This window comes from Curtobacterium sp. VKM Ac-2884, from assembly GCF_015350945.1.
GTDB lineage: Bacteria > Actinomycetota > Actinomycetes > Actinomycetales > Microbacteriaceae > Curtobacterium.
This window is the reverse complement of the sequence record NZ_JADKSA010000007.1, coordinates 159,382-171,370: the sequence shown is the minus strand read 5'-3', so window position 1 is coordinate 171,370 and position 11,989 is coordinate 159,382. Positions and strand designations below refer to the sequence as shown.

The following is an 11,989-nucleotide window of genomic DNA, read 5'->3' as shown; positions in this document are numbered from 1 at the left end:
GAGAGCCGGGAGGCGCGGGCCCAGCGGGCACCGCGCCTCCCGTCCGTCGTCCGCGACCGTCTAGAGCACGGGGGTCGCCGCCGCGTAGGTGAGCGGTCCGTCGACGCGCGCGACGTCGTGCCACGCGCCGTCGGCGAGGGACGCCTCCGCCGCCTCGACGATGGACGCAGCAGCCAGCCCGTCAGCGACGGACGGGGCGAGCTGCTCCCCGCGGCGGACGCTCGCGATGAACTGGGCGGCCTCGATCGTCTTCAGGTCGTCGTAGCCCATGGCCGTGCCGGCGCCGGGCTGGAAGCGCGCGAACTCGCCGTCACCCGAGGCGACGTAGTGCGTGGCGTAGCCGTCGACCTCCTGCCCGTCGAGGTACACCTCGAGCTCGTTGAGCCGCTGGAAGTCCCACCGCACCGAACCCTTGGTGCCGTAGATCTCGAGCGTGTACTCGGCGTGCGGTCCCCGCATGACGCGGCTCGAGTCCATGGTGCCGACGGCCCCGTCCTCGAAGCGGAAGAGCAGGGCTGCGTAGTCCTCGTTCTCGACGCGGCCGAGCTCGCCGGTGGCTGCGGCGCTGCGGTCGACGATGCCCGCTGCTGGCTTCGGGCGCTCCTGGATGAACGTCTCGGCCAGTGCGCTCACGCTGGCGATCCGGCCGACGACGTACTGCGCCAGGTCGAGGCCGTGCGAGAGCAGGTCGCCGAGCACGCCCGAACCGGCACGCTCACGCTCGAAGCGCCAGGTCAGCGGTGCTGCGGGGTCGGACGAGTAGTCGGCGAGCAGCGAGCCGCGCACGTTCGTGATGCGACCGAGGCGGCCGCTGCGGACGAGTTCGCGCGCCCGCTCGATCGCGGGGGCGTGCCGGTAGTTGAACCCGACGCTCGTGATGACGCCCGCACGCTGGACGGCCTCGTGGATCTGCCGGGAGTCGCTGGCGTAGCGGCCCATCGGCTTCTCGATCCAGAACGGCTTGCCGGCCTCGGCAGCGGCGACCGCCATCTCGCGGTGCAGGAAGTTCGGCGAGCAGATCGACACGACGTCGACGGACGGGTCCGCGAGGACCTCGTGGTAGTCCGCGACAGCCCGCTCGTAGCCCAGGCGGGTGACGGCCTGGTCGCGTGCGGCCTCGATCGGGTCCGCGGCGACGACGAGGCGGGGCTGCACGCCGAGCTCCGGGAAGTGGTCCGGCAGGGCGCGGTAGGCGCGCGAGTGCAGCCGCCCCATCCAGCCGACCGAGACGAGGCCGACGCCGATGCTGTCCATGGGAACTCCTTCGTTCGTGGGCGCCGATTGGAGCGCGCCAACCATCGTACGGGATTACTCGTGGTTTGTCAGTACAAAGACCGTGAGCAGAAGACGTCGGGTCACCTGGGGCGACCCGACGTCTTCTGCTCACGAAGTGACTCGGCTCAGTTCGGCGGGAAGATGATGTCCCGCACCAGGGCGTCGAGCTGCGCGTCGGCGTCGAGGAACTGGCGCAGCGTCGTCACCGTGGCGCCGAACCGGTCGAACTCGTCGATCGTCATGCCGTCGACGTCGTACCCGCGCGCGAACTCGGGCGTCGCCGCGCGCAGGGCCGCGATGACGTCGGCCGGTACCTCGTCGTGGATGGCGTCCGGACGGAACGGGAACGCGTTCGCGTTGATGTCCTTCGTCCACTGGAACGGCGGCGAGACGACGAGGTCCCCGCCCTGGAACTCCGACCACTGCAGCGCGTTCCGGAAGGCGGCGACGAGCACACGCGACCGGAAGCCACGCTCCTGGAACACCCGGTAGGCGTTCTTCACCGCGGCGACGCCGGCCCACTCGAGGATGCCGGGGTCGACCATGACGTGGTCGCGCTTGACGACGGTCTTCAACCAGTCGTCGAACCGGCCGGCCATCAGCGTGACGACGTGGCCGAACTCCTGGTCGGGCAGCCCGTCGGCGGCACGACGGTCGAGCGCGCGCTCGATGGCCGCACCGACGGCGACGACCTGCGGCACCGTGAAGGACACCGTGGCGTTGATCGAGACCCCGCGGTAGGCGGCCTCCTCGATCGCGGCGATGCCGACCTCGGTGGCGGGGATCTTCACGATGATGTTCGGGGCGAGCTGCGAGAACCGCACGGCCTGCTCGACCAGGGCGTCGGCGTCGCGGTGGAAGCGCGGGTCGGTCTGCATCGACAGGCGACCGTTGCGGCCGCCGGACGCCTCGAACGCGGGCAGCAGCTGCTCGGCCGCCGCGATGGAGAGCTCCTCGACGGCCTTCCAACCGATCCAGGACTCCCCCGCGGTCGGGTGCTCCGCGGCGATCTCGCGGATGCGTGGCACCCAGGTCTCCGGGTCCTGCTTGATGCAGGTGTACGCGATCACCGGGTTGCAGGTCGCCCCGACGGCGCCGTACTCGTGGATCGCGGTGGACAGTTCGCGCGGGTCGGCGGAGTCGTTCCACAGGGCGGTCACGGTCTGCGACGCGGCCTGCAGTGTGACGGGTCGGACGTCGGCGTCGGTGGTCGCCGGTGACGAGAGGGTGTCGGTCATCGTGTGAGTCCCTTCTTGATCGTGTCGAGCTGGAAGCGCGAGACCTCATCGGCGTTCTCGTCCTCGGCGAAGACGCTCGACACCGCGACGGTGTCCTCGCGCGCCGTGAAGCCGACCCGGTCGAGGGCGGCCCAGAAGGCGTCGAAGTCGACGTCCGCCTGGCCGACCGGCAGGTGCTGGTGCACGCGGACCGGGTTGCCAGGCGGGTTGGTGATGTAGCGCAGGCCGTGCGAACGGTGGTGGTCGTACGCGTCGGCGACGTGCACGAGCTGCAGCGAGTCACCCGCGGCGTCGATGATCTCGTCCATGTTCCCGCCGTAGTGGAACGTGTGGCAGGCGACGTAGACGAAGCCGATGCTCTTCGAGTTCAGCCCGCGGATCACCCGGAGCGCCTCGAGCCCGTCCTCGACGAAGTCGTCGGGGTGCGGGTCGATGAGGACCCGGATGCCGGAGTCCTCGATGATCGGCAGGAGCTCCTCCATCGCCCAGTGGAACTGGTCCTCGGACTCCTCGGCGCGTTCGGGTCGGCCGGAGAACTCCGTGTTGATCGTGTCCACGCCCAGGCGCTTCGTGATCTCGATGACCCGCTTCCACTTCTTGACGGCGGCCTCGCGGGCCTCCTTGTCCGGGCCGGCCCAGCGCAGGACGGGCAGAACCGACGCGACCTGGACCCCGGCCGTCGTGCACGCCGCGGCGAACGCGTCGACGAGGTCGTCGTCGGCCGTGGGGTGCCGGTAGAACGGGATGAAGTCCTTGTGCGGGGTGAGCTGCAGGTACTCGTAGCCGAGGTCGGCCACCTTCTGCGGGAACTCCAGCAGTGACAGGTCGTGGTGGTACGGCGTGGGGTCGAGTGCGATCTTCGGCATCGATCAGGCCGTCTCGTAGAACGCGGGCTTCGCGGTGGCGTACGCGACCTGCTCGAGCGCACCGGACTGCTGCGCGCGCACGGCGACCTCGGCGACGACCGAGGCGGTGTACCCGTCCCAGGCGCTCGGGCCGTCGATGCCACCGGTGCGCGCGGCGTCGACCCAGCGCTGCACCTCTTCGTCGTACGCGGCACCGAAGCGCTCGACGAACGACGGGGTGACGCCCTGGCCGGAGACGCCCTGCGACACGAGGTTGAGCGAGGTCTCGCGGCCGATGTACGCGACCCCGGACTCGAACACCGCGTCGGTCGTGACCTGGTAGCCGAACTGCGCGTTCACGTTGATCTCGACGATCGCCATGGTGCCGGACTCGGTGGTGAACAGCACGAACTGCGGCTCGGGCAGGTCGGCCGGCGCCAGCGAGTTCTTGCGGGGCTTCTTGACCTCGACGCTCGTGATCGCCTCGCCCGTGATGAACGGGATGATGTCGATCTCGTGGATCACCGAGTCGTGGATGAGCATCGACTCGCTGAAGTTCGGCGGCGTGGTCGGGTTGCGGTGCGCGTGGTGCAGCGCGAGCAGGGCGCCGTTGGCCCCGGACTCGCGCAGCGCGCGCAGCTCCTGGTAGCCCTTGTCGAAGCGGCGCATGAAGCCGACCTGGATCTTCGGACGGTCGGACGTGGCCTGCTCGAGCTCGACGATCCGCAACGAGTCCTCGGCCGAGGTCGTCAGCGGCTTCTCGCACAGGACGGCGAGACCGCGCTCGATCGCCGGCACCAGGACCGGCTCGTGCAGGAAGCCGGGCGTCGCGACGATGACGGCGTCGATCGCGGTGGCGTCGAGCGCCTCCTCGAACGATGCCGCGGTGATCGCGCCGGGCGCCTTCGCCGCGGCCGCGGTCGCGCGGCCGGTGTCGGGGTCGACGATCGCGACGACGTCGGCGCCGGCGATGGTCGAGGTGATGCGACGGATGTGGTCGCTGCCCATGGCGCCCGCGCCGACGACGGCGACGCGGAGGTTGTCAGTGGTGCTCATGGCGGTGCTCCTGGGGTAGATGACGCTGCGTGGACGGCTGCTGGGCCGGTCAGGACACGCGGGCGGCGGACGTGGAACCGAAGATGTGCTGGAAGGTGCGCTCGGCGATCGGGCCGGGGGCGTCGACCGAGCAGCCGTACATGTCCTGCTCGACGATGCCGAAGACGTCCGGGTTGATCTTCGCGACGGCTTCGATGATCGGGCCGAGCTCCGGGGTGCCGTGCGGCGGCTCGGTCATGATCCCCTGCGACACGGCGGTGGCGAACGGCACGTCGTTCTTCAACACGTCGAACAGCAGGTCGGTGTCGACCTGCTTGAGGTGCAGGTAGCCGATCCGCTCCGGGTGTGCGGCGATGAGCTTGAGGTTGTCGCCGCCGTAGTACGCGAAGTGGCCGGTGTCGAGGCAGAGGTTCGTGTACTCGGGGTTCGTCACCTCGAGGAACCGCACGGTCTCCTTGTAGGTGCCGACGTGGCTGTCCGCGTGGGTGTGGAACTGCTGGTGGACGCCGTACTCCTCGAGCAGCGCCTTGCCGAGCTGGTCGTGCCCCTTGCCGAGGCGGTCCCACTGCTCGTCGGTCAGGGTGCGCGACTCGAGGACCTCCTCCGTGGCGTCCGAGCGCCACAGGTCCGGGATCGTCACGAGGTGCTGCGCGCCGAGCTTCGCCGCCAGACCCGCGACCGCCACGGCCTGGTCCCAGGCACGCTGGAACTGGTCCTCGCCCTTGTGGAACCCGGTGAACACCGTTCCGGCGGACAGCTTCAGCCCGCGCGACTCGAGCTCGTCCGACAGCTGCGACGGGTCGGTCGGCAGGTAGCCGTACGGTCCGAGCTCGATCCACTCGTACCCGGCAGCGGCCGCTTCGTCGAGGAAGCGCTTCCACGGCACCTGCTTGGGGTCGTCGGGGAACCAGACGCCCCACGAGTCGGGGGCGGTGCCGATCCGGATGGCGTCGGTGGCGGTGGCGGTGTCGGTCATGACTTCGTCGTCTGCTTTCTGGATGTGGTGCGTGTGGTGGACGGTGGTGCTCAGCCGAGCAGCGGGCGCTGCGCGGCGACCTGCTGCTCGTACTCGGCGCGGGCGGTCTGCGTGCTCGACAGCGTCGAGGTCTGCGCCACCGGCACGTCCCACCAGCCGTCGCCCTCGGGGGCGTAGACCAGCGGGTCCGAGTTGATGTGCACGAGGGTGGTGTGGTCGTTCGCCTTCGCCTGGCGCACCGCGGCCTTGAGGTCCTCGATACTGTCCGGGCCGGGCTGGACCTCGATCACGTCGACGCCGTACGACCGCGCGTTCGCCGCGAGGTCGACCGGCAGCGGGTCGCCGTTGTCGAACGACTGCGTCTCGTCCAGGTAGCGGTACTTCGTGCCGTAGCGCTCGGACCCGACGGTCTCGGACAGGTGCCCGATCGACGCGTACCCGTGGTTCTGGATGAGCACGACGATGATCTTGATGCCCTCGGCCACGGCGGTGACGAGCTCGGTGTGCAGCATGAGGTAGCTGCCGTCGCCGACCATGACGATCGCGTCGCGGTCCGGGGCGCCACGACGGACGCCGATGCCGCCGGCGATCTCGTAGCCCATGCACGAGAACGCGTACTCGACGTGGTACCCGAGGGCGTCCCGCACGCGCCAGAGCTTGTGCAGGTCGCCGGGCAGCGAGCCGGCCGCCTGGATGACGACGTCGCGCGGGTCGGACACCGACTGCACGGCGCCGATGATCTCCGGCTGACCGGGCAGGTCGGTGCCGGACGGCGCGAACGCGCCGTCGACGGCTGCGTCCCACGCCGCCTTCAGCGACGCGATCTCCGCAGCGTAGGCGGCGTCGACGACGAACGCGGGCTCTGCGGGTGACGACCCGGACGACGCGAGCGCCGCGGTCAACGCGACCAGGGCCTCCCGGGCATCCGCGATCAGCGGCAGCTGCGAACCGTGCTTGTACGCGTCGAACGCGGCCACGTTGACGTTCACGAACGTGACGTCCGGGTTCTGGAACGCGGTCCGCGACGCGGTCGTGAAGTCGCTGTAGCGCGTGCCGATCCCGATCACGACGTCCGCCTGCGCGGCGACCGCGTTCGCGGCGGCCGTGCCGGTCGCGCCGATGCCACCGAGGTACTGCGGGTGGTCCCAGACGAGCGAGCCGCCGCCGGCCTGCGAGGTACCGACCGGGATGCCGGTGGCCTCGACGAAGGCAGCGAGCTCGTGCTCCGCGCCGGAGTACAGCACCCCACCGCCCGCGACGATCACCGGACGCTGCGCGCCCCGGATCGCGGCGACGGCACGCGCAAGCGGCCCGTGCTCGGGCAGCGGCCGACGGATGTGCCACTCGCGCGGCTGCAGGAACGCGACGGGGACGTCGAACTCCTCGGCCTGCACGTCCTCGGGCAGGGCGATCGTCACGGCACCGGTCTCGGCCGGGTCCGTGAGCACGCGCATCGCGGCGAGCGCGATCGAGAACAGCTGCTCGGGGCGCTCGACGCGGTCGAAGTAGCGCGAGAGCGGACGGAACGCGTCCGTCACCTGGATCGAGGTGTCGTGCGGCAGCTCGATCTGCTGGAGCACCGGGTCGGTGGTGCGCGTCGCGAACGTGTCCGACGGCAGCAGCAGTGCGGGCAGGCGGTTCGTCGTCGCGAGCGCCGCAGCGGTGAGCATGTTCGCGGCACCCGGGCCGACCGACGCGGTCGCGGCGAAGGTCGCACGGCGGCGGTGCATGCGGGCGAAGCCGACGGCCTCGTGCACCATCGCCTGCTCGTTGCGGGCCTGGTGGTACGGCAGCAGGCCGGGCTGTTCGACGTGGAGCTGCTTGATGGCCTGTCCGATGCCGGCGACGTTGCCGTGCCCGAAGATGCCGAAGATCCCCGGGATGGTGCGTTCGCGGACGTCGCCGTCGACGGTCCACTGGTTCGCCAGGAACTCGACGAGTGCCTGGCCGACGGTCATCCGGCGCGTCGCGCCGGCTTCGCGCGTGGTGGTGGTCACGCGGACTCCTTCTCGTAGGGCAGGCGCGGGTCGAGCTGCTCGCTCGCCCAGGCCTGGCGGACCCAGCCGTGGGCCGGGTCGTCGGTGATGTTCCAGACGCGCTCCGGGTCGGGCCCGGCCATCACGTTCAGGTAGTACATGTCGTAGCCCGGAGCAGCGACGGCGGGACCGTGCCAGCCGTGCGGCACCAGCGCGATGTCGCCGGTGCGCACTTCGCGGAACTCGTCGATCGGACGGTCGTCCGAGGCGTAGGTCCGGTGCAGGGCGAACGGGTCGGCGGTGGCCGGAGCGGAGAGGCCGCGTGCGACCGCGGACTCGTAGTAGTAGATCTCCTCGAGGTTCGACTCCTCGCCCGGCACGTTGGTGTCGTGCTTGTGCGGCGGGTACGACGACCAGTTGCCGGCCGGCGTGATCACCTCGCACACGATGAACTTGTCGGCGTCGAGGGCCGCCGGGGTGCCGAAGTTGTGCACCTGGCGGCTGGACTGCCCGGCACCGCGGAGCTCCACCGGCACGTCCTGCCGGGCCACGTACGTGGTCGGCTCGACGGTGTCGGTGGGCGCCTCGGCGACCGCGAACCGGCCTGCGCCGGTGATCGTCGCCGCGGTGCCGGACCCCAGGTACAGGACGTCGGTGGGGCCCTCGAAGACGCTCGCGCGTCCCTGCAGGGCCTGCTCGCCGTCCCCGGCGGCGCCCGCGTAGGTCACGTGGAACGACCCGGCGAGCGGCACGACGATGCGCTCCACGGCGTCGGCCGGGAGGCGCAACTCGCGCGTGCCGGTCGGGTCACCGTCCGTCAGGGTGCCGGTCCGGAGCCCGGTGTGCGCCCATCCTGCGATGCGGCCGTCGACGACGTCGGTCCAGCCGGCCTCCGGCCGGCTCCCCTTCGGGATGAACCACTGGTCGTGCTCGTGCTCGTGCTGTTCGTTCGCCATGCTGCGGCTCAGTTGTTCGACGGGAAGCCGAGGTTGATGCCGCCGTGCGACGGGTCGAGCCAGCGGCTCGTGATCGCCTTCTGGCGGGTGAAGAAGCTCACGCCGTCGGCGCCGTACGCCTTGTGGTCACCGAACAGCGAGTTCTTCCAGCCGCCGAACGAGAAGTACGCGACCGGCACGGGGATCGGGACGTTGATGCCGATCATGCCGACCTGCACGTCGCGCTGGAAACGACGCGCCGCGCCGCCGTCGTTGGTGAAGATGGCGGTTCCGTTGCCGTACGCACCCGAGTTGATGAGTTCGAGGCCCTCCTCGTACGTGGCGACGCGGACGACGCTCAGCACCGGGCCGAAGATCTCCTCGGTGTAGACGCGGCTCGTGGTGGGGACCTGGTCGATCAGCGTCGGGCCCAGCCAGAAGCCGTTCTCGTCGCCGTCGGGTCGGACGGTGCGGCCGTCCACCACAACCACCGCACCGTCCTGCTCTGCGACCTCGATGTACGAGGCGACCTTGTCACGGTGCTGCTTCGTGACGAGCGGGCCCATGTCGCATCCGCGACGACCGTCGCCGATGCGCAGGGTGGCCGCGCGGTCCTTGATCTTCTGGATGAGCTCGTCGGCCACCGGCTCGACGGCGACGACGACCGAGATCGCCATGCAGCGCTCACCAGCGGAGCCGAAGCCCGCGTTGATGGCGTTGTCCGCGACCAGGTCGAGGTCGGCGTCCGGCAGCACCAGCATGTGGTTCTTCGCGCCGCCCAGGGCCTGCACGCGCTTGCCGTGCTTCGTGCCGGTCTCGTAGACGTACTGCGCGATCGGCGTGGAACCGACGAACGAGATCGACTCGACGTCGGGGCTCGTGAGCAGGCCGTCGACCGAGAGCTTGTCGCCGTTCAGGACGTTGAAGACGCCGTCGGGCAGACCGGCTTCGGAGAACTTCTCGGCGAGCCAGATGGCGGCGCTCGGGTCCTTCTCGGACGGCTTCAGCACGACGGTGTTGCCCGCGGCGATCGCGATCGGCAGGAACCACAGCGGCACCATCGCCGGGAAGTTGAAGGGGCTGATGATGCCCACGACGCCGAGCGGCTGCCGGATCGAGTACACGTCGATGCCGGTCGAGACCTGGTCGGAGAACTCGCCCTTGAGCAGGCTCGGGATGTTCGTCGCGAGCTCCACGACCTCCTGCCCACGGGCGATCTCACCCAGGGCGTCGTCGATGACCTTGCCGTGCTCGCTCGTGATGATCTCGGCGAGCTCGCCCTTGTCGCGGTTCAGGATCTCGCGGAACGAGAACAGGATCTGCTGGCGCTTGGTGAGCGACAGGTTGCTCCACGCCGGGAACGCCGCCTTGGCGCTCGCGATGGCGGCCTGGATCTCGTCCTCGTTCGCCAGGGCGACCTGCTTCGTCGCGACGCCCAGGGCCGGGTCGTACACGGGGGCGGCGTTGCCCGACGCGGACTCGACGCGCTTGCCGCCGATCCAGTGGCCGACGGTGGTGGTGGCGGTCTCCGTGGTGGTCATGCGTTGCTTCCTTCGAGTGTGGTGGCGTGTTCGTGCGTGGTGCCGGCGTTCCCGGTGCCGGCGCTCCCGGTGTGGACGAGGCCGGCGGCGACGTCGACCGCGGTGGCGACGTCGCCGTCCGGCGGGTAGAGCAGGGTCCGACCGACGACCAGGCCGCGCACGCCGGGGAGTGCGAGGGCGTCGGCCCACTTGGCGTACGTCTCGAGCGGCTTGCTCGACGGGTCGCCACCGAGCAGGAGCGTCGGCAGCGTCGTCGCCGCCATCACCCGCTCCATGTCGTCGACGACGGGGATCTTCAGCCAGCTGTAGGCGCTGGACTCCCCCAGGCCCGCGGCGATCGCCATCGAGGTGATGACGGCGTCGGCGGTCAGGTCGTTCACGACCCGGCCGTCCTGCCACGCGGACATGAACGGTTCGAGCATGATCGGCAGCTGGAGTGCGGCGGCCTCGCTCACGGCGCGGGCCGTGGCCTCGAGCGTCGGGGCCGTGCCCGCGTCCTCGAGCGCGATGCGCACCAGGAGCTTGGCGAAGTCGAGCCCGGAGTCCTTGATCGCCTGCGCCGAGTAGGCGGTGTAGCGGTCGTCCATCTCGAACGTCGCGCCGCGCAGCCCGCCGCGGTTCATCGACCCGACGACGACCTTGCCGTCGAGGGCGCCGAGCAGTGCCAGGTCCTCGAGGATGTCGGGCGTCCCGAGCACCCCGTCGACGCCGGGGCGACCGAGCGCCGTGACGAGCCGCTCGAGCAGGTCGTAGCGGTCGGCCATGGCGGACTCGTCGTTCCGGACCGCCAGGGCACCGCGTGCCGGGTGGTCGGCGGCGACGATGAAGAGCTTGCCGTCGTCGGCGAGCAGGGAGCGCTTGTGCCGAGCGTCGAGCACGGACCGCACCAGTTCGGGCTGTCCGGCGCGGATGTCCCGGAGGCGCTGGAAGTCAGCGGGGCTGATCTCAGGCATGGGTCTTCTCCTCGGTGTTGGTCGCACCCGCGCTCGTGTGCGTCGTTCCCTCGGCGGGGTTGTCGGTCAGGAACTGCTCGATCTCGTCGCTCGTGGGCATCGCCGTCGAGCACTCGAACCGGGTCGCGACGATGGCGCCGGCGGCGTTGCAGAAGGCGAGGATCCGCTCGAGGCCCCAGCCCTGCAGCAGGCCGTGGGTCAGCGCGCCGCCGAAGCCGTCGCCCGAGCCGAGCCCGTTGACGACGTCGATGTGGTGCGGGCGGAACTCGACGAACTCGTCGCGGGTCTTCGCCAGCACGCCCTTGGGGCCCTGCTTGACGATGGCGATCTCGACGCCGCGCTCGAGCAGGGCGTCGGCCGCACGGACCGGGTCGGTCTCACCGACGGCGACCTCGCACTCCTCGCGGTTGCCGACGGCGACCGTGGCGTGCTCGAGGGCGACGGCGACCTCGCGCGTCGCGGCCTCGGGGCTCGACCAGAACATCGAGCGGTAGTCCAGGTCCAAGACGGTGTGGTTCTTCGTGCTGTTCTGCGCGGCTGTGCGCGCTTCGTACGCGACGTGGTGTGCCTGCCGACTCGGCTCTTCGCTCAGGCCGGTCACCGTGGTCCAGAAGATCCTCGCCCGCTCGATCTCGTGCAGCGGCAGCGACTTCGCCGTGATCATCAGGTCCGGCGCCTTCGGGGCCCGGTAGAAGTACAGCGGGAAGTCGTCCGGCGGGAAGATCTCGCAGAACGCGACGGGGGTGTTCAGCCCCTCGACCGTCTCGACGAAGGCGTTCGCGACGCCGAACTCCGGCAGGGTGCGGGCGATGTACCGGCCGAAGGGGTCGTTGCCGGTGCGGGTGATGACCGCGGCGTCGGCACCGTGGCGCGCTGCGGCGATGGCGACGTTGGTCGCGCTGCCGCCGACGGACTTCGAGAACGTCGTGACGTCTTCGAGCGGGCCGGTCTGCTGCGGGTAGATGTCGACGCTGACGCGTCCCATCGTGATCACGTCGTAGGCGTGGGGAGCGGGGTTCGTCATGCGACGTGGTGGACCTTCCGTGCGGCTTCATCGGCGGACGTTCACGACTGTACACCGTGTTTGCCCTAATGTCATGACATGGTTTCCCGGGCTGGTCCCGCCGGGCCGGTGGCCGCGTCGCTGCGCCAGGAAACCCGGGATCGGTGGGCCGGGAGGCCCGGTGTCGGTGG

10 protein-coding genes are annotated in these 11,989 nt (G+C 70.4%); all 10 read right to left on the bottom strand.

Annotation, left to right across the window (positions count from 1 at the left end):
• Window positions 1-60 precede the first annotated feature (60 nt).
• Window positions 61-1,254: a Gfo/Idh/MocA family protein gene (locus ITJ60_RS17800; protein ID WP_194648885.1), complete on the bottom strand. Its 1,194-nt coding sequence runs from the start codon at window positions 1,252-1,254 to the stop codon at window positions 61-63.
• 146 nt (window positions 1,255-1,400) lie between these two features.
• The gene (locus tag ITJ60_RS17795; RefSeq protein ID WP_228510614.1) at window positions 1,401-2,513 is read right to left on the bottom strand and encodes a transaldolase family protein; all 1,113 of its coding nucleotides are present in this window, start codon (window positions 2,511-2,513) and stop codon (window positions 1,401-1,403) included.
• Complete coding sequence (locus ITJ60_RS17790) at window positions 2,510-3,379, bottom strand: sugar phosphate isomerase/epimerase family protein (protein WP_123938993.1); 870 nt, start codon at window positions 3,377-3,379, stop codon at window positions 2,510-2,512. The genes ITJ60_RS17795 and ITJ60_RS17790 overlap by 4 nt, the downstream gene beginning before the upstream one ends.
• Before the next feature lie 3 nt (window positions 3,380-3,382).
• Window positions 3,383-4,414: a Gfo/Idh/MocA family protein gene (locus tag ITJ60_RS17785; RefSeq protein ID WP_194648884.1), complete on the bottom strand. Its 1,032-nt coding sequence runs from the start codon at window positions 4,412-4,414 to the stop codon at window positions 3,383-3,385.
• A 49-nt stretch (window positions 4,415-4,463) separates the two neighbouring features.
• On the bottom strand, window positions 4,464-5,390 hold the full coding sequence (locus ITJ60_RS17780; RefSeq protein WP_194648883.1) for a sugar phosphate isomerase/epimerase family protein: 927 nt from the start codon (window positions 5,388-5,390) through the stop codon (window positions 4,464-4,466).
• 50 nt (window positions 5,391-5,440) lie between these two features.
• Complete coding sequence (iolD, locus tag ITJ60_RS17775; protein WP_194648900.1) at window positions 5,441-7,348, bottom strand: 3D-(3,5/4)-trihydroxycyclohexane-1,2-dione acylhydrolase (decyclizing); 1,908 nt, start codon at window positions 7,346-7,348, stop codon at window positions 5,441-5,443.
• A gap of 35 nt (window positions 7,349-7,383) precedes the next feature.
• Window positions 7,384-8,322, bottom strand: coding sequence for a 5-deoxy-glucuronate isomerase (iolB, locus tag ITJ60_RS17770; RefSeq protein ID WP_194648882.1), 939 nt, complete (start codon window positions 8,320-8,322; stop codon window positions 7,384-7,386).
• Between the two features lie 8 nt (window positions 8,323-8,330).
• The gene (locus ITJ60_RS17765) at window positions 8,331-9,842 is read right to left on the bottom strand and encodes a CoA-acylating methylmalonate-semialdehyde dehydrogenase (RefSeq protein ID WP_194648881.1); all 1,512 of its coding nucleotides are present in this window, start codon (window positions 9,840-9,842) and stop codon (window positions 8,331-8,333) included.
• A complete protein-coding gene (locus ITJ60_RS17760) occupies window positions 9,839-10,795 on the bottom strand; it encodes a class I fructose-bisphosphate aldolase (protein WP_228510613.1) in 957 nt (318 codons plus the stop codon). The genes ITJ60_RS17765 and ITJ60_RS17760 overlap by 4 nt, the downstream gene beginning before the upstream one ends.
• The gene (gene iolC / locus ITJ60_RS17755; RefSeq protein WP_194648880.1) at window positions 10,788-11,819 is read right to left on the bottom strand and encodes a 5-dehydro-2-deoxygluconokinase; all 1,032 of its coding nucleotides are present in this window, start codon (window positions 11,817-11,819) and stop codon (window positions 10,788-10,790) included. The genes ITJ60_RS17760 and iolC overlap by 8 nt, the downstream gene beginning before the upstream one ends.
• Window positions 11,820-11,989: the final 170 nt, after the last annotated feature.